Source organism: Rhizobacter sp. Root404 (assembly GCF_001425865.1).
GTDB lineage: Bacteria > Pseudomonadota > Gammaproteobacteria > Burkholderiales > Burkholderiaceae_C > LMDS01.
The window spans coordinates 1,212,337-1,230,755 of sequence record NZ_LMDS01000005.1 but is presented as its reverse complement, the minus strand read 5'-3'; the positions used below and the strand labels follow the sequence as shown (position 1 = coordinate 1,230,755).

The window sequence follows — 18,419 nt, the reverse complement described above, 5'->3', positions numbered from 1 at the left end:
GTCCAACATGAAGTTCACTCACATCATCACCCTTGCCACCATCGCCTCGGCCGCGTTCGTCGTCAACGCCCAGACCGCACCGGCGTCCGCTGCTGAACACTCCGCGCATCATCCTGCGACGGCTGCCGCCCCGCAGAGCGACGGCGAGGTGCGCAAGCTTGACAAGGACCAGGGCAAGGTGACGCTGCGGCACGGCCCATTGGTTAACCTCGAGATGCCCGCCATGACGATGGTCTTCAAGGCCGCCGACCCAAAGCTTCTCGACGGCTTGAAGGAGGGCGACAAGGTCAAGTTCACGGCCGAGAAGGTCAATGGCGCCTTCACCGTGACGGCAATTCAACCTGCCAAGTGAGGTGGCCTGGCCGCTACATTGAAGCCTAGAACCCTTGAAGTCCGCCATGTCGTTGCGCACAGCCACTCCCGCACTTGCCGCTGCCCTGCTGTTCGGTGCCAGCACACCACTTGCCAAGCTACTCGTCGGCGATGTACCTGCGCTCCTCCTCGCCGGGTTGCTCTACCTGGGGAGCGGCCTGGGTCTGACTCTGCTGCTCGCGTTGCGGTGGGCACGCGAACGCGCTGCGGGTCAGACGCAAACCAATCTCGAAATCCCGCGTAAGGAAATGCCATGGCTGCTGGGCGCAATCGTGTTCGGCGGCATGCTTGGGCCGGCGTTGCTGATGCTGGGATTGAATCAGACCAGCGGCGCGTCGGCTTCGCTCTTGCTGAATGTCGAAGGCGTGCTGACGGCGGTCATCGCCTGGTTGGTGTTCAAGGAGAACGCGGACCGGCAAATCGTCCTGGGCATGATTGCCATCGTTGCCGGGGGAGTGCTTCTATCCTGGGAGCCTGGAGGCGCAGCCTTGTCGACCGGAGCTCTCTTCATCCTGGGGGCCTGTCTGTGCTGGGCCATCGACAACAATTTGACCCGAAAGGTGTCGACGAACGACGCGATGCTCGTCGCTGGACTCAAGGGTCTCGTTGCGGGCGCTTGCAACACGGCCTTGGCGCTGGCCAATGGAGTGAGCCTGCCCGCGTTGCCCACCGTCGGGGCCAGCTTACTGCTGGGGTTCTTCGGGTATGGGCTGAGCCTGACTCTGTTTGTGGTCGGCCTTCGGGTACTGGGCACAGCGCGCACTGGCGCCTACTTCTCGGTCGCGCCGCTGTTTGGCGTCGTCATCTCGCTCGCCATCTGGCCAAGTGCGCCAGCTCCGCTGTTTTGGGCGGCGGCGGCGTTGATGGCACTCGGTGTTTGGCTTCATGTGCGGGAACGGCACCTTCACGCACACAGCCACGAGCCGCTCGAGCACTCTCACCCGCATCGCCACGATGAGCATCACCAGCACGCTCACCACTTCGACTGGGACAGCGCCGAGCCGCATGCGCACCAGCATCGCCATGAAGTGCTGACGCACAAGCATCCCCACTACCCGGACATCCATCATCGGCATGGCCATGCACACTAGCGACCAAACGAGAACGGACGTGAAGATGGAGCCGAAGTCACACTGGGAAGCGGTATACGGCACGAAAGCGCCAGACGCTGTCAGCTGGTACGCGCCACACCTGCAGGAGTCATTGGCGTATATCCGCAAGACAGGCGTACCGCTGACTGCCAGCCTCATCGACGTCGGCGGCGGCGAGTCCACGCTGGTCGACGACTTGGTTGACGCCGAGTACGAGAAAGTCACCGTACTCGACCTCTCCGAGAAGGCCCTTGAGGTATCTCGTGCGCGGTTGGGCGCCCGCGCGGGCGGGGTGGTCTGGCTCGACGCCGACGTCCTGGCGCACGACTTCGCGCCCGCATCCTTCGATGTCTGGCACGACCGCGCCGTCTTCCACTTCCTCACGGAGCCCCAACAGCGGAGCGCCTACGTCGCGCAGGTGCTGAGAGCGTTGAAGCCTGGCGGGTTCGCCGTCGTCGGCGCGTTCGGCCCCGAAGGACCTTCGCAGTGCAGCGGCCTGCCGGTGTCTCGGTATTCGTCGGAGGCGCTTCACGACGAATTCGGTGGGCAGTTCCGGCTCCTGGACCACAGCATCAATCTGCACACAACCCCTTGGGGCTCGACACAGCAGTTCGTGTACTGCTTCTGTCGCCTCGACCATTGACGGAGGCCCTATGTGCCCACGTATCCTGCTCCTCGCTCTTGCACTGGTCGCTCCATCGGCCTGGGCGCAGCATCAGCACAGTAGCCCGTACAAAGAGCTCCAGAGCCGGGACATCAAGGCTTTGTCGCCCGAGCAGGTATCGGACTTGCAAGTAGGGCGCGGCATGGGTGCCTCGCTGCCGGCCGAGTTGAATGGAGTTCCCGGGCCACTGCACGTCCTCGAACTGCAGGAACGGCTCATGGTGACAGCCGACCAACAAGTGGGCCTGCAGCGTATCAGCGCGGAGATGAAGGCATCAGCACAGCGATTGGGGCAGCAGGTCATCGCGGCCGAGGGTGAGCTTGACGAGGCCTTCAAGCGCGGGACAGCGGACGAGAAAGCCATCGTGGCGGCGACGGAGCGCATTGCCGCGCTCAACGGCCAACTGCGCGCCGCGCACCTCGTCGCCCATTTGAAAACCCGTCGGTTGCTGACCGACCAGCAGGTTGCCCTGTACAACGAGGCGCGGGGCTACACCGGGGCGACGAGCGGACACAAGCACTGAGAAGGGCATGGCCACACTCATGTTCTTCTGAGAGGGCGTAAGCCCAACCTTTGTCAACTGACTAAACCGCCGCGGCTACACTTCGGATGCTCATGACGCGTCGTTCCATCCACCGCCTGACCACGACGTTCTTCGTCGTGCTGTCGCTGCTGTTCTCACAGCTGGCGTTGGCGAACTACGTCTGCCCGGGCCAAGCGGACGCTGCAGCCATGGCGCAAATGATGGCCGCAGGCGAGCCCTGCGAGGGCATGGACCAGGCGCAGCCTGTCCTTTGCCACCAGCACTCGGCCGGAGCCGCGCAGTCTTTCGAGGTGGTCAAGCTTCCTGCAGCATCGGTGCCGATGGTCGTGCAGGTCCTCGTGTTGCCGCTCGTTCTCGACGCTGTCGAGGCTGAAGCCCTCCCGGCAACGTCTTCGCCCGAAGCACGTCCGCCTCCGGACCCCGTCTTCCTTTCCACGCTCAGACTCCGCGTCTGACCCCTCCGTCGACTGACCGGCGCTGGTGCGGCTTGCCCGCTCGCCAGCAAACGCCCCGTTTGTCTTCGGAGTTCCCATGTTCACTCTACCCCTGCGCGCGGTGGCCTTGGCCGTCGCATTGCTGCCGGCACTGACGGTCGCTGCACCGCTCACGCTTACCCAGGCGCTCGACCTGGCGGTTCAACGCTCCGAAGCCAAACGGTCGGCGCGCGCCGGCGTCGTCAGCGCCTCGGAGGCGGCCCGCGCGGCCGGCCAACTGCCGGACCCGACACTCCGTGCCGGTGTCGACAACTTGCCCGTCACCGGTGGCGACCGCCTCAGCACCACGCGCGACTCCATGACGATGAAGCGCATCGGCATTGGGCAGGAGTGGGTCTCGGCGGAGAAACGCGCCGCCCGCCAAGCTGCCGCCGATGCGATGGTCAGCCGCGAGTCCGTTGCTGTCCAAGCCGCGGCGGCCGACGTTCGACTGCAGACGGCGCTCGCCTACGTCGATGCCTACTTCGCCGGCGAGACGCTCAAGCTGACCACGCTTTCCGAGCACCATGTTCACGAGGAACTGGAAGCCGCCAAGGCTCGGTTGTCCTCATCCGCTGGCAGCAGCCAGGAGGTGCTGGCCGCGACCAGTTCGCGAGGCATCGCCGAGGACGAGTCCGCAGAGGTCCGGCAGCAGCAGGGTACCGCTCGCGTCGCGTTGGAGCGATGGGTCGGCCTCAAGACCGACGACCTCGCAGCGCCGGTCGAACTAGCCCGTCTCGATGAGCAAGCTTTCGTCGCGAGCCACCCGATGGTGCTGGCGGCGCAGCGTGACATCGAGCTCGCGCGCCAGGAAGCGGCGGTCGCCGCAAGCAACCGCAAGCCCAACTGGTCCTGGGAGGTGTCCTACGGTCAGCGGACCGGCTACTCGGACATGGTGTCGTTCGGCGTGAGCATCCCGCTTCCAGTGTCGCCAGCGGAGCGGCAGGACCGAGACACAGCGTCCAAGCTCGCGCTGGTCGACAAGGCCGAGGGCACTCTGGCCGAAGCAACCCGTGCGGCACAAGCGGAGTTTCGCGGCCTGACCAGCGACGCTCAGCGCCTGACCGACCGCATCCAGCGATGCCAGACGTCGGTGGTGGCGCCAACGCAGCAACGAACAGCCGCCGCGCTCGCCGGGTACCGCTCGAACCAGGTGACGCTGGTGTCGCTGTTCGAGGCGCGGCACATGGAAGTTGAAGCCCAACGGAAGCTGCTCACGCTGCAGCGCGACCTCGCCAAGGCGCAGGCTCAGCTCGCCTTCAAACCCATCGTGAATGGAGGTGCTCAATGAAGCGCGCTCAAGTCATTGCGCTGTCGCTGCTGGGCGCTGCCGCCCTGGTCGCGGGCAGCTTCTACGCCGGCCGGCACACCAGTGGTTCCACCGAGATGGCCACGACAACTGCGCCTGGCGCATCGGGTTCTGCCGACAAGAAAGTTCTCTACTGGCACGATCCCATGGTGCCGGGCCAACGGTTCGACAAGCCCGGCAAGTCTCCGTTCATGGACATGCAGCTGGTGCCGGTCTACGCCGACGGCGACGCCAGTGACGGTGGGGTCAAGGTCAGTCCGACGGTGCAGCAGAACCTCGGCATCCGCACCGCCGCAGTACGAAAGGCCGACATCTCGGCTTCCTTCGACGCGGTAGGTGCGGTGCAATTCGACGAACGCCTCAACGTGGCCGTCCAAACGCGGGTCGCAGGCTACGTGGAGCGCCTTGCAGTGCGGGCACCGATGGAGCAGGTCCGCACGGGACAAGCGCTTGCGACCATCTTCGCGCCCGATTGGCTCGGCCCCCAGAACGAGTTGCTTGCGCTGAAGCGCGCCGGCGTGCCGCAAGACCTCATCGCGGCTGCACGAGACCGCATGCGCGCGATGTCCATTCCCGAGTCCCTCATCCGCCAGAGCGAAGAGTCGGGGACTGCACAGGCGCGCTTCACCCTCAGTGCGCCAGTCAGCGGCGTCGTCGCCGAGTTGGGCGTGCGCGAGGGTATGGCCGTTTCGCCGGGGATGACGCTGTTCCGCATCGCCGGGCTGGAGAAGGTGTGGGCCGTGGCCGAGGTGCCAGAAGCCCAAGCCATTCGCCTCACGCGGGGCCAGAAAGTCAAAGCGGTGCTGCAGGCCGACGCCTCACAGACGTTCGACGGCGAACTGAAGGAAATCCTCCCGCAGGTCAGCGCCAGCACCCGGACGCTGCAGGCTCGCTTCGAAGTCGACAACAAGCGCGGCAAACTCACCCCGGGGATGCTGCTGCGCCTGCAGGTGGCCGGTCCGACTTCGTCGCGACTCGTTGTTCCCTCCGAGGCCGTCATCCGTACGGGCAAGCGCGCTGTCGTCCTCGTGCGCAAGGAGAACGGCTCGTTCGAAAGTCGGGACGTGAGCGTTGGTCAAGAGGTGCGCGAGGACATAGAAGTCACGCAAGGCCTCACCGAAGGTGAGGTGGTCGTGGCCAGTGGCCAGTTCCTCATCGACTCGGAGGCTCGCCTGCGTTCGGTGACCGGCAGCATGAGCGCGGCAGCCGCGGAAGCACCGGCCTCGGCCGCGTCCATGTCCGCAGCGACCTCCGGCGTTTTCGTCGGCGAAGGCAAGGTCGAGAGCGTCGAAACCGACGGCATCACCATCTCGCATGGCCCAACTGCCGCGCTGAAATGGCCGTCGATGACGATGGGTTTCGGCAAGCCGAATGCCAAGGCCTTCGCTGACATCAAGCCTGGCGACACCGTCCGCTTCGAGTTCAAGAAGGGTGGCGCCATGGACTACGAGCTCGTGTCGGTCCAGCGAACTGGAGGAGCCAAGTGATTGCCACGCTCATCCGTTGGTCGGTCGGCAACCGGTTCCTCGTGCTGATGGCGACTGCCTTTCTAGTGGCCGCGGGGCTGTGGTCGGTCAAGAAGACGCCAGTAGACGCGTTGCCCGATTTGAGCGACGTTCAAGTGATAGTGCGGACCACGTACCCGGGCAAGCCGCCGCAGGTGGTCGAGGACTTAGTCACGTACCCGCTAACCACGACGATGCTCAGCGTCCCCGGTGCCAAGACCGTCCGCGGCTACAGCTTCTTCGGCGACTCGTTCGTCTACATCCTGTTCGACGACAAGACCGACGCGTATTGGGCGAGGTCGCGCGTCGTCGAGTACCTCAACCAGGTGCAGAGCAAGCTGCCGCCGGGCGCGACTGCGGCGCTGGGCCCGGACGCGACCGGCGTGGGCTGGGTCTACGAGTACGCACTGGTCGACCGGACGGGCAAGAACGACCTCAGCCAGCTGCGCGCGCTGAACGATTGGTTCCTGAAGTTCGAACTGAAGACCGTTCCCGATGTTTCCGAGGTCGCCAGCATCGGCGGCATGGTCAAGCAGTACCAGGTCGTGCTCGACCCCGACCGCATGCGCGCGCTTGGCGTCACGCAAGGGGCGGTGATGGAGGCGCTGAAGAACGCCAACCAATCCTCGGGCGGGTCGGTCGTCGAGATGGCCGAAGCCGAGTACATGGTGCGCTCACGCGGGTTCCTGAAGTCGCTGGACGACTTCCGCACCATTCCCTTGTCGTTGTCCGGCACGACGCCGGTGCTGCTCCGAGACGTTGCGACCGTGCAGATCGGGCCAGAGATGCGCCGCGGCATTGCCGAGCTCGATGGGGAGGGCGAGGTCGCCGGCGGTGTCGTGGTGATGCGCTCGGGCAAGAACGCCCGTACAACCATCGAGGCGGTCAAGGCCAAGCTTGCTGCGCTCAAGCCCAGCCTGCCGCCGGGCGTCGAAGTGGTCGAGACCTACGACCGCTCCAAGCTCATCGACCGGGCTGTCGACAACCTGCGCTCCAAGCTCATCGAAGAGTTCGTCGTGGTGGCGGTCGTCTGCGCCATCTTCATATTCCATCTGCGCTCGGCGCTGGTGGCGGTAGTCGCGCTCCCGGTTGGCGTCCTCGCAGCCTACATCGTCATGCACTGGCAAGGCGTCAGCGCGAACATCCTCTCGCTAGGTGGCATCGCCGTCGCCATCGGCGCGATGACCGATGCCTCGGTCGTGATGGTCGAGAACATGGCCAAGCACATCGAAGCCTTCGAGGCGGAGCATGGCCGAGCGCCGACGACAACGGAGCGCTGGCACCTGGTGGTCGAGTCCTGCGTCGAAGTCGGGCCGGCTCTTTTCTTCTCGCTGGTGGTCATCGCGCTGTCGTTCGTGCCGGTGTTCGCACTCGAAGCCCAAGAAGGGCGACTGTTCTCACCGCTGGCGTTCACGAAGACCTACGCGATGGCGGCGGCCGCGGGCTTGTCGGTGACGCTGGTCCCGGTGCTCATGGGCTACTTCATCCGCGGACGCATCCCGCACGAAGCATCCAATCCGGTGAACCGCCTGCTGATTGCGGTCTACCGCCCGGCACTCGATGCAGTCTTGCGTTTCCCCAAGACGACCCTGGTCGCGTCCGCTGCGGTGCTGGCGCTGACGGCCATTCCGGTCACGCGCCTCGGAGGCGAGTTCATGCCTGCGCTCGACGAGGGAGACCTGTTGTACATGCCGTCAGCGCTGCCGGGCATTTCCGTGTCGAAGGCCGCTCAGCTGCTCCAGCAGACCGACCGGCTCATCAAGACCGTACCCGAGGTCGAGCGCGTGTTCGGCAAAGCTGGTCGCGCGGACACGGCAACGGACCCAGCGCCGCTGGAAATGTTCGAGACCACCATCCAATTCAAGCCGCGGGAGCAGTGGCGTGCGGGAATGACGCCGGACAGGCTGGTCGACGAGCTCGACCGCGTGGTAAAGGTACCCGGCCTTTCCAACGTGTGGGTACCGCCAATCCGGAATCGCATCGACATGCTGGCCACCGGCATCAAGAGTCCGGTTGGCATCAAGGTCGCCGGCGCAGACCTGGCAACCATCGACCGTCTGGCGACGCAAATCGAGGCGGCAGTGAAGGGGGTTGCCGGCGTCTCGTCAGCGCTCGCCGAGCGCTTGACCGGCGGTCGATACATCGACGTGGACGTCGACCGCCTGGCTGCCGCGCGTTACGCCCTGTCGGTGGCGGACGTGCAGGCTGTGGTTTCGACCGCCATCGGCGGCGACAACGTCGGCGAGGTCATCCAGGGCCGCGAGCGGTATCCCGTCAACGTCCGCTACCCACGCGAAATCCGCGACTCGCTCGAGCGGCTGCGTCAGCTGCCGTTCGTGACCGAGAAAGGGGCGACCGTGCTGCTGCAGGACGTGGCCCGCATCTCCATCGAAGAAGGCCCGCCAATGCTGCGTAGCGAGAACGCCAGATTGTCCGGGAGGGTCTACGTCGACGTTCGAGGTCGTGACCTGCGTTCGGTCGTGACGGACATGCAAGCGGCGGTTGCCAAGTACGTGGCAATGCCCGCCGGCTATGCCGTGTCCTGGTCCGGGCAGTTCGAGTATCTGGAGCGCGCGACCGAGCGGCTGAAGCTCGTAGTGCCGGTGACCCTGGCCGTCATCTTCGTGCTGCTGTACCTGCTGTTCCGCTCGTTCGCGGACGCTGGCCTGGTCATGGCTGCGGTGCCGTTCTCCCTGGTCGGCGGCTTCTGGCTCATTCTGGCGCTGGGCCATTCCGTTTCCGTGGCCACGGCTGTCGGGTTCATCGCGCTCGCGGGTGTTGCCGCCGAGTTTGGCGTGGTGATGCTCATCTATCTGAAGAACGCACTGGCCAGGCGCTTGGCTGCGGGAGAGCCTGACAACGAAGAGACGTTGCTGGCAGCCATTCGCGAAGGTGCGGTGCTGCGCGTGCGCCCCAAGGCGATGACTGTCGCGGTGGTGATGGCGGGCCTGTTGCCCATCCTGTGGGGAACCGGCACGGGCTCCGAAGTCATGACGCGCATTGCCGCTCCGATGGTCGGCGGCATGGTCACGGCACCGCTGCTGTCGATGCTGGTCATACCAGCGGCCTGGTACCTCGTGCACCGGCGGCGCGGCGCTCAGCGAGCGCCTGCCGCGACCTCAATCGTTCAGCCGCTACCCAAACCAGCCAATTCCTGAAGGACTTCCATGAAGACACTCACTACGCTCACAGCCACGGTTCTGCTCGGCACCTCCGGCCTGTCGATGGCTCAGTCGATGCAAATGCCGATGAAACCCACGGCTTCCGCTTCCGCTGCGGCCATGTCGCTCGTGAACGGCGAGGTGCGCAAGCTCGACCCCATCACCGGGCTCATCGTCCTGCGGCACGGAGACATTCCGAACCTGGCGATGCCCGCGATGACAATGGGCTTCGAGATTGCCGACAAGAAGATGCTCGACGGCTTCAAGGTTGGCGACAAGGTGCGCTTCCAGGCCGAGATGGTCAAGGGCAAGGCCACCGTCACGGAGCTGCACGCGGTCAAGTGAGAGGCTGGTCGGCCTTAGCTGGCTCAGCCCGCGTACGCAAGCGCACAGCGAAACGGCCAAGACCTCTTCAAGCGCCGGACGCACGTAGCTGTGCGCGGCCAGCACCTTCTTTGGGTCGATGGTCTCACCATCGTCGATGCCGCCGGCGTAGACCAGCATGCCGTCCTTGCCAACGATGAACATGTGGTTGGCGGTCTTTGCGCCATATGCACTGCCCACAGCACCGCTCGCGTCGATGAGCAGAGCCGAAGGCAGACCGCCGCGGCCGCGGTTGAACGTCTCGGCTTTATCTGGCTCGAGGTAGTCGGACCGAGAGGGGTGGCTCGACAGGACGGTCAACCACACGACGCCCTGCTGTTCGGCCCACCTCCGGAGCTCAGGCATGCGCCCGCTGACGTACTGTGCTTTCGCAAACGGGCACGAAGGACTCGACCATGCCGCGACCCGGGAAGGCTTGAGGTGTGGTCTCGCAAGGAGCACCGATTCCCCACCACACCGGCAGCAGGCGCAGTACTTCGGGCCTCGCGAACCGGTCGTCGATCAGGTGAAGGGTCCCGCTGTCTGACAGGGTGCGAATCACGCGACCGGCGGCTTGCACCACTTTCCGGATGCCGGGGAAAAGATAGGCGTAGTCGTAGCCGGCACCGAACTCGGTATCGAGCCGTCGTCGAAGCTCGTCATTCATGGGGTTGGACTGAGGGAGTCCAAGCGTTGCGATGAACGCGCCGATCAGGCGCGTTCCGACGAGGTCGATGCCTTCTGCGAACGAGCCGCCGAGTACCGCGAATCCGACGCCGCGGCCATCGACATCGAAGCGTGCCAGAAAAGCCTCTTGTTCGGCGTTGCGCATGCGTCGCCCTTGCTGCCACGTCGGAATGTCCGGGTGCCTTTGCCTGAATTCTGCGACCGCCTGTTCGAGGTAGTCGAAGCTGCTGAAGAACGCGATGTAGTTCCCGGGGGCTGAGTCGAATTGCGCTGCGATGAGCCGCGCGATCGGTGCCAGCGAACTGCGGCGATCACGATATCGGGTCGACACGTCGCGCACGATGTGCACCGACAACTGCTCGGCCTGGAACGGCGCGGCCACGTCTTGCCATGCGGTGTCATCCGGCAGGCCCAGGGTGTCTGCATAGAAGTTCCACGGCGTCAGCGTGGCGGAGAACAGCACGGTGGCTCGGACCGCCGCAAAGCGCGCTTTCAGGAACGGCGATGGCAGTACATTGCGCACACACAGTGTCGAGCCGGACCGGAGCAGACCCGATGCCGTGCCCGGATCGAGCGTGACATCGAAGAGTGAGTGCGCGCCGAAGGTGTCGAGCCGACGTGTGAACTCCAGGGCATCGAAGTAGAACTGCAACAACGCACCGTCGACCCCTGCCGGGTTCTCGGCAAGGTGCTCCGAGATCGCGCCGGTGGCGTCCTGAAGTGCCGATGCGAACGCCCGTGGCGGCTCGTCGAGGACGGTGTAGGCCCCGGTCGCGCCCTTGACCGACCGGTTCCAGCATCGCTGCAGGCGATCGAGCGGCCCCTTCAACGCGGCCGGCGCCGCCGCCCGGACCGATCGCAGCTGCGCCGAATGCAGGCTCGCGCTGTACATGGCCCGCGCACGATCGACGAGGTTGTGCGCTTCGTCGACGAGGACGCCGACTCGCCACGCGTTCGCCAGCGTCAGACCGTGCAACAGCGCGGTGCTGTCGTAGAAGTGGTTGTAGTCACCGACGATCACGTCACACCATCGCGCCACTTCCTGGCCGAGGTAGTACGGGCACACCTGATTCGCGAGGGCGATCTCACGGATCGACTCTCGAGTCAGCGTTCCGGCCGACACGGCCGCTGTGCGAGCTGTGGGCAGTCGATCGTAGAAGCCGCGAGCGAGCGGGCACGACTCGCCGTGGCACACCTTGTCGGGATGCTCGCAGGCCTTTTCGCGGGCGACCAGTTCGATGACTCGCAGCGGCATGCCGGGTTGACTTCGACGGATGGTCTCCAGTGCATTCAGCGCCAGTGATCGGCCCGAGCCCTTGGCCGTCAGGAAGAAGATCTTGTCGAGTTCCTGCGGGGGGCAAGCCTTGAGCATCGGAAACAGGGTGGCGATCGTCTTGCCGATGCCCGTGGGCGCCTGGGCCAGCAGGCAACGACCGAGTCGCGCGGCGTTGAACACGGCTTTCGAGAGATCGCGTTGTCCTGCCCGGAACTCAGCATGCGGAAACTGCAGGATCGTCAGCGCCGCGTCGCGTCCTTCCCGGTGCGCCAGTTCACAATCCGCCCACGCGATGAAGCGCTCGCACAGTGCCTCGAAGAATGCCTGCAGTTCGCTCGCCGTGCACCGCTGGGTCAGCGGCAGTGCCTCCTGTTGCCTGCCGACGTCGAAGTACACGAGCGCCACGGTCAACGACGGCAAGTCGAGCTGCCGGCACACCAGTGCGCCGTACACCTTGGCCTGCGCCCAGTGGAGATGGCGATGGTTAGCGGGCATGAGGTCGAGGTCGCCCCTGAACGTCTTGACCTCCTCCAGCAACTGCCGATCGGGGTCGTAGCCGTCGGCGCGTCCCCGCACGACCAGGTGCCGGTACTCGCCGCGCACCGTGACTTCGCTGCGGTACGACGCCGAGCGACTCGCGGCGACCGTCTGGTGGCCCGCGACGCCTTGCTGGGAGGTGGGCGACGGGGTGAATCGCAGGTCCAGGTCGCCCTGTTTGGCGGCGAATTCGCAGAGCGTGCGGACGGCGACGGTGTAGGTCTTCACAGGTCGCTGCCATTGCGCAGCGCTGCTTCGAACGCAGCGTCGTCGATCGACTCCCCTGCAGCGGACGCGTCTGCCAGTTCCCGCTGCATCGCTTCGTCTTCACGGCGGGTCGGAGGCGCCGCGGCCAGCGCCATCCATACCGGGAACGGCAACTTGCAGGCGACGTGCCGCGCGGGACGGATCAGGTCGAGCGTGCCGGCTTCGATGGAACCATTCAGCAGCCAGACGCCGAAGGCTTCGGGAATCTCACGCGGCTCTGCCACGCCGGCCGGGAACACGAAGTAGGTCTCGCAGGACAGCCACTGGTAGGACGCGCGTTTGGCTGCGTGGCGAAGGTCGGACAGCAGATCGGCCCGGCTCACCTTGACCTCGTGCACCGTGGGCCGAAGATATTCCTCGACCGATGTCCGGCGCACCGAGAACACATCGGGTCTGGCCATGCGCCACGCCGCCTTGCCCTGATGGGATGGTTGGAGGTTCGCCTCGTCCTCCGCCCACAGTGCCTCGTCGGTAATGGTCGCGGAACCGTTCGATGCCGGATCGTTGGCGTTGATCCGTGCGCGCAGTGACAATTCCCGCCAGACGATCCGTCCTGCGGCCATCAGGTTGGCAGCGACGCGACCCGCCAGCCGGTCGTGATCGCTAAGGGCTCGCCGGTTGCGTTGCCGGGAATCCGCCAGCAGGTGGATGCCCGCTGGCGTCAGCCGCATGGTTTCGTGTCCACCAGCACCCTCAAGGAGCGTTGCCCAGCCTGCTGCGATCAGGTCGAGTTCGACGGCGTCACGGCAGGGCCATCCGGCCGACCGCCAGATCGACATCAGGCGCGTGAGATGAACGCGGCGCGGCCATATCGGCAGGGAGATGTCCATGTGTAATCAGATCAGTGGGGAGTGAGCACCAAGGCAGCGTTCACCACGGACGGGCCTCATTTGAAATCCCGGCTTTCGGTGGCGAGACGGCCGAGCAGCGGCGTCAGGTCGACCAGTTTCCCGGCGATCAGGTTCTTCACGTCGCCTTCGCGTTGCCACTGGCCGTGCACTTCCAACAGGCGTGCGTTCAGCAGTTCCTTGCGCTGCGCATCGCGAAGCGATTTCCAGCAGATCACCTGGACCACGCCGGTCTCGTCCTCGAGCGAGATGAACACCGTGCCGTTCGCGGTCTCCGGCTGCTGACGCAGTGTCACGATGCCGCAGTAGTGCACGAGTCGCCCGTTGGGAAGCGCATCGAGCTGCTCGGCAGTGATGAGTTTGCGCTCGGTGAGTCTGTCGCGCAGCAGCGCCAGGGGATGGCGCCTGAGGGTGAGCCCTTGGGATGCATAGTCGAACAGGATCTCCTCACCCTCCGGCGCCGGGGGAAGCTCGAGCATGTCCTCGTCGAAGCTGGCCTCGTGAAGCAGTTCGGGTGTCGACCGCAGAGCGGCGGCATCCCAGACCTGTTGTCGGCGATGGCCCGACAGGCTCATCAGCGCGTCGGCGCCAGCGAGCAGCTTCATCTCGGCGTGATCGACATGTGCGCGTCTCGCGAGGTCTTCGGCGGAGTCGAAAACGCGGTCGCGTCTAGCCTCGACGATGCGGTCCATCGTCTCCGCCTTGAGGCCGGAGATGATCCTCAGTCCCAGCCGCACCGCCGGTGGATGCGGTAGATCCTCGAGCGTGCAGTCGACATCGCTGACCATCACGTCCACGGCACGGACCTCGACCGCATGACGTTTCGCGTCCTGGACGAGTTGCGAAGGCGAATAGAACCCGAGCGGCTGAGAGTTCAGCATCGCCGCCAGGAACTCGGCCGGGTGGTGATGTTTGATCCAGCAGCTGGCGTAGACCAGTAGCGCGAACGAGGCCGCGTGCGACTCCGGAAAACCGTACTCGCTGAACCCGTGGATCTGCTGGAAGATGGCCTCGGCAAACTCCTTCTCGTAACCGCGTTCGGTCATGCCGTTCACGATCTTGTCGTAGTAGCGATCGAGGCTGCCCTTGCGTTTCCAGGCGGCCATCGCGCGTCGAAGCTCGTCGGCCTCGCCGGGCGTGAATCCGGCCGCGATCATCGCGATCTGCATCACCTGTTCCTGGAACACTGGTACACCCAGCGTTCGTCCGAGTGCTTCCTTCAAGGCTTCGCTCGGGTACGTGGTCGGCTCCTTGCCCTGCCGGCGGTTCAGATACGGATGGACCATGCCGCCGACGATCGGTCCCGGCCGGACGATCGCGACCTCGATGACCAGGTCGTAGAAGCACCGCGGTCGCAACCGCGGCAGCATGCTCATCTGTGCGCGGCTCTCGATCTGGAACACGCCGACCGTGTCGGCCTTGCAGATCATGTCGTAGGTGGCGGTGTCCTCGCCTGGGATGTCCTGCATCTCGAAGACGTAACCCTTGCGCGTGCCGATGAACTCGAGTGACTTGCGGATCGCCGTCAGCATGCCGAGGGCCAGGCAGTCCACCTTGAGGAGGCCGAGCGCGTCGAGGTCGTCCTTGTCCCACTGAAGGACCGTGCGGTCTTTCATCGACGCGTTCTCGATCGGCACCATGCGCGACAGTGGCCCCTTCGTCAGCACGAAGCCGCCCGTGTGCTGGCTCAGGTGGCGCGGAAAACCCAGCAGTTGCTGCGTCAGGTGCAGGAGCTGCCGCACCTGCAGGTCGTCCACCGAGAGCCCGAGTTCCTCGAGGCGTTCCTTCTTCACGTCCTTGCCGTCCCACCAGACGTGGCCCTTGGCGATCGCATCGACGGTCTCCAGCGGAAAACCCAGGGCCTTGCCGACATCGCGAATCGCGCTCTTCGGGCGATAGCTGATGACGACGCCGGTGAGTGCCGCGCGATCGCGGCCGTACTTCGTGTACAGGTACTGCAGCACCTCCTCCCGCCGTTCGTGCTCGAAGTCGATGTCGATGTCAGGCGGCTCGTTGCGCTCCTTCGAGATGAAGCGCTCGAACAACACGCTCATGCGGGCCGGGTCGACCTCGGTCACGCCGATGCAATAGCAGATCACGCTGTTGGCGGCGCTGCCGCGGCCCTGGCAGAGGATGTGCCGCGATCGTGCGAAGGCGACGATGTCCGCGACGGTCAGGAAGTAGTGCTCGTACTTCAGCTCGCCGATCAGCTGGAGTTCGTACTCGATCTGGGTCTGGACCTTCGCGGGCATGCCCTTGGGCCAGCGACGTCCCGCGCCTTCGTAGGTGATCTTGCGCAGATACGAGGCCGGTGTCTCGCCCTTCGGAATCACTTCGTCGGGGTACTGGTAGCGCAGTTCGTCGAGGCTGAAGACGCAGCGTGATGCTACGTTCAATGTTTCGGCGAGCAGGTCCTCCGGATAGGTCTGGGCGAGGCGCAGTCGTGTGCGCAGATGCCGTTCGGCGTTCGGCTGGAGGTCGAGTCCGCACTCGGTCAATGGCTTGCCGACGCGCGTCGCGGTGAGTACGTCCTGCAGCGGTTTGCGCGAGCGCACATGGAAGTGCGCGTCACCGGCCGCGACCAGCGGGATCGCGCTGGCCGCGCTGACCTCGCGCAGCCTGTGCAGCCACATCTCGTCGGTGAGGATGCGCAGCAGGTCGACGCCGAACCAGCACCGGCCGATGAAATGGTCGAGGAGCCACTTCGCGACGCTGCTCAGCTGCTCCGGCTCGGCCATGCGCTTCGGCGACGCCAGCACCACGCAGTCGGCGAGCTCGTCACCGGTGATGTTGGAGATGTCGAGGTGATACGTGCCCTTCGGCGATGACCGACGCAGCTTGGTGATGAACTGCGACAGGTTGCCGTAGCCGTGCAGGTTGCAGGCGAGGACTGTGAGCTCGAATGGCGTGGTCTCTGTCGATGCCGCGATGCCCCAGTCGATGGCGAACTGGCTGCCGACGAGCAGCTTGAGTTCCTTCTTCTTCGCGGCCACGTGGGCGCGCACGATGCCGCTCAGCGAGCACTCGTCGGCGATGGCCAGGGCCGTATAGCCGAGCTGCTTCGCGCGCTCGACCAGTTCCTCGGGCTGACTGGCGCCGCGCAGGAAGGTGAAGTTGCTGACGCAACGCAGTTCGGCGTAGTCGGGAATGGTGCTCACGGCATGACCTGGTGAAGGGCTCAGGCGAAGACGCCGTGGACGAACCACTGCGTTTCGTCGTTGGCGAGGCGCGTCTGGAACACCCACAGGATGCCGGCGTGTTCGCTCAGCGCAACCCAGTAGTCGCGCACGACGTTCCGTGTGGTCTGCTCGCCGTTCTCGGTGGTGCGGTCCCACCAGCCCCCTTCGATCCGGTGCGGTCCGGCGAGCAGCTGGAGCATCCCCTGGTAGAGCGGTCGCTCGCCGCGCGTCGCCAGCCGCAGGGGTGCGTCGAACACGAAGGTCGGCTGCGGGATGTCGACCGACCGATTGAGTTTGCGTGGTCGGGGTTCGGGCGCCGGTTGCCAGTGGGTCATCCACTCGATGCGATCGTCCTCGACGACGACCGGTCGCAGGACGCGGTCCGGACCGAGTCGTGCCGCAATGCGTTCGAGGACGAGGGCGAGGCTCTCGCCTGCTTGCTGGGGCTCGGGGAAGAGCGTGGTGCTGTGCTCCTCCAGCGATTGCACGTCGAGGGCGAGCAGTTCCAGGTCGCCGACCGGAGCCAGCAGTTCAACTTTGGCGAGGTGCTCGGCCAGCAGTCGGGTGAGGTGCTCGATGTCGCGTGTCGGTTGCGCGGTGCGGACCGTCATCTCGCCGCTTTGGCCGGCGGATTTCGCGCGCATCGCGTCGTGCCACCAGCGCAGCGTGAAGGCGGTGACGCCGCAGTGCCTCGCTGCAAGCCAACCCGACATCTGCAACATCAGCCGTCGCGCGCCGAACAACATCGCTGGGGCCATCTCGACCCGAGCCATCAGTTCGAACTTCGCGCTGAAGGTGTCGGGCAGTTCGACCCAGCGATGGGCTTCGGGTCGCAGGCCGTAGGCCTGATCGAGCGCGCCTAACAGCTCGGCGTCGAAGCGGCGGCTGAGGCCACCGCGCGGCAGCTTGCGCACATCGCCCAGGGTCCGGCAGCCGACTCGAACCAGGGTCGCGTGATGCACGGCAACCGCCGTCAGCGTCTCGACGGGCAGGGCATCGAGGAGCTGCTCGATCGGTTTCGCGAAACCATTCGACTTGCCCGCTCTCGCAAGCGCGACGCCGGCCAGGCTCGTCGGTGCCCAGCTGAGCTGTCGCACGCCGAGGTCACCGACTTCGTCACGGACCCGTTCGACGAGTTTGCGCTTGCCACCGAAGAGGCGGACGCTTGCCTCGACCTCCATCACGACGGCGGGCGACTCCGACAGCGGTTCGATGACGGCGACGCGGGGTGTGAACTGAAGGCACCAGGTCGCGAGTCCCGAGACCGCGTCAGTGCGCCGTGACTCGTCGGATGGAAGCTTGTCGGGGAGCAGGGCTGCCCACAACATGGGGTTGATCGTCGCGCGACTTGCGCGCGGCGATGAGAGCGCTCGGCGTTCTGAGCCGGGGCGTGATGATGGATTCGAGACCGCCCGGCACCGAGCGCAGGGCGATGTGGCCTTCGTGGGTCGGCCCCTTGCGTTTGAGAAGATGCACGTGCACTTCCCAGTCCACGCCGAACGTGAGCTGGATGCGCAGCGGCGCCGCGGAGGGCTCGTGCTCTGCGGCTGCTGGTCTGCACAGGAAGGCCGGTCCATCGCAGGCCTGTGCGCAGACCTGCAGGCGTCGGATCTGCTCCTGGCGTGCCTGAGGCAGCCACGAGACGAGCAACCCCGCCGCGTTCGTCTTGATCAGCTGTTCCGTCACCCACAGTCGTTCGGCCGGGGTGTCGGCCTGAATCCAGACCAGGTGCCGTTCGTCGAGTCCGGCGTACTTCAGACCAGGCAGGTGCGGAATCTTCGGTGGGCCGACGACGACCACGTTGCCGCCGTTGGCCACGACCTGGCGCATCGCTGGTGCAAGCAGGCGCCACTCGGCGACCGTGGGTTGGGGCTGCAGGATTTCGGTGAGGGAATGGCAGGGCCAGCCCGCACCGGGAAGTTCGGCGTCCAGGGCTTTGAAGCCGCTCGAGATGACGGACGTGACCGGCGAGCCGAGCTGGTCGCCGCGCCAGATTGCCGCTTCGATGTCGGGCGGCAATTCGCCCGGGCGCACAGGTGTCCGTCGGCCTCGGGTGCGGTGCTGCGACGACGGAAAGGATGCCGGGACCGGCTCCTCGTCGTCGCCGGCCCACTCCAGGACGGCGGCCATGGGGGGCTCCTGA

General features: G+C 65.5%; 14 protein-coding genes. 9 read left to right on the top strand and 5 right to left on the bottom strand.

Going from position 1 to position 18,419, the window contains the following annotated elements; translation table 11 throughout:
* The first annotated feature begins 7 nt into the window (after window positions 1–7).
* From ASC76_RS19805 to ASC76_RS19765, 9 genes are all read left to right on the top strand, one after another.
* Window positions 8–352: a copper-binding protein gene (locus ASC76_RS19805; RefSeq protein ID WP_056470347.1), complete on the top strand. Its 345-nt coding sequence runs from the start codon at window positions 8–10 to the stop codon at window positions 350–352.
* Window positions 353–398: 46 nt separating this feature from the next.
* On the top strand, window positions 399–1,463 hold the full coding sequence (locus ASC76_RS19800; RefSeq protein WP_056470344.1) for a DMT family transporter: 1,065 nt from the start codon (window positions 399–401) through the stop codon (window positions 1,461–1,463).
* A 25-nt stretch (window positions 1,464–1,488) separates the two neighbouring features.
* Window positions 1,489–2,106 (top strand): class I SAM-dependent methyltransferase, encoded by a 618-nt coding sequence (locus tag ASC76_RS19795; protein ID WP_056471190.1) that lies wholly within the window; start codon window positions 1,489–1,491, stop codon window positions 2,104–2,106.
* 10 nt (window positions 2,107–2,116) lie between these two features.
* Window positions 2,117–2,650, top strand: a complete 534-nt coding sequence (locus tag ASC76_RS19790) for a Spy/CpxP family protein refolding chaperone (protein WP_056470341.1) — start codon at window positions 2,117–2,119, stop codon at window positions 2,648–2,650.
* A gap of 92 nt (window positions 2,651–2,742) precedes the next feature.
* Window positions 2,743–3,126, top strand: a complete 384-nt coding sequence (locus ASC76_RS19785; RefSeq protein WP_056471187.1) for a hypothetical protein — start codon at window positions 2,743–2,745, stop codon at window positions 3,124–3,126.
* 76 nt (window positions 3,127–3,202) lie between these two features.
* Window positions 3,203–4,435: a TolC family protein gene (locus tag ASC76_RS19780; RefSeq protein WP_056470338.1), complete on the top strand. Its 1,233-nt coding sequence runs from the start codon at window positions 3,203–3,205 to the stop codon at window positions 4,433–4,435.
* The gene (locus tag ASC76_RS19775; protein ID WP_056470336.1) at window positions 4,432–5,940 is read left to right on the top strand and encodes an efflux RND transporter periplasmic adaptor subunit; all 1,509 of its coding nucleotides are present in this window, start codon (window positions 4,432–4,434) and stop codon (window positions 5,938–5,940) included. Before ASC76_RS19780 ends, ASC76_RS19775 begins: the two co-directional genes overlap by 4 nt.
* Window positions 5,937–9,116, top strand: a complete 3,180-nt coding sequence (locus ASC76_RS19770) for an efflux RND transporter permease subunit (protein ID WP_056470333.1) — start codon at window positions 5,937–5,939, stop codon at window positions 9,114–9,116. The genes ASC76_RS19775 and ASC76_RS19770 overlap by 4 nt, the downstream gene beginning before the upstream one ends.
* Before the next feature lie 9 nt (window positions 9,117–9,125).
* Complete coding sequence (locus tag ASC76_RS19765; RefSeq protein WP_235580523.1) at window positions 9,126–9,464, top strand: copper-binding protein; 339 nt, start codon at window positions 9,126–9,128, stop codon at window positions 9,462–9,464.
* A 376-nt stretch (window positions 9,465–9,840) separates the two neighbouring features.
* Here the strand turns inward: ASC76_RS19765 and ASC76_RS19760 are convergent, their stop codons facing one another.
* Genes ASC76_RS19760 through imuA form a run of 5 tightly spaced genes read right to left on the bottom strand, consistent with a single transcriptional unit; the run spans window position 9,841 to window position 18,406 of the window.
* Complete coding sequence (locus ASC76_RS19760; protein ID WP_082549307.1) at window positions 9,841–12,210, bottom strand: ATP-dependent DNA helicase; 2,370 nt, start codon at window positions 12,208–12,210, stop codon at window positions 9,841–9,843.
* Window positions 12,207–13,079, bottom strand: a complete 873-nt coding sequence (locus ASC76_RS19755; protein WP_056470327.1) for a hypothetical protein — start codon at window positions 13,077–13,079, stop codon at window positions 12,207–12,209. The genes ASC76_RS19760 and ASC76_RS19755 overlap by 4 nt, the downstream gene beginning before the upstream one ends.
* A 56-nt stretch (window positions 13,080–13,135) precedes the next feature.
* Complete coding sequence (locus tag ASC76_RS19750) at window positions 13,136–16,255, bottom strand: error-prone DNA polymerase (protein ID WP_200947179.1); 3,120 nt, start codon at window positions 16,253–16,255, stop codon at window positions 13,136–13,138.
* Window positions 16,256–16,275: 20 nt separating this feature from the next.
* Entirely contained in the window at window positions 16,276–17,604 is a 1,329-nt protein-coding gene (locus ASC76_RS19745; RefSeq protein WP_056470323.1) for a DNA polymerase Y family protein, read from the bottom strand.
* Complete coding sequence (gene imuA, locus ASC76_RS19740) at window positions 17,546–18,406, bottom strand: translesion DNA synthesis-associated protein ImuA (protein WP_082549306.1); 861 nt, start codon at window positions 18,404–18,406, stop codon at window positions 17,546–17,548. The genes ASC76_RS19745 and imuA overlap by 59 nt, the downstream gene beginning before the upstream one ends.
* Window positions 18,407–18,419: the final 13 nt, after the last annotated feature.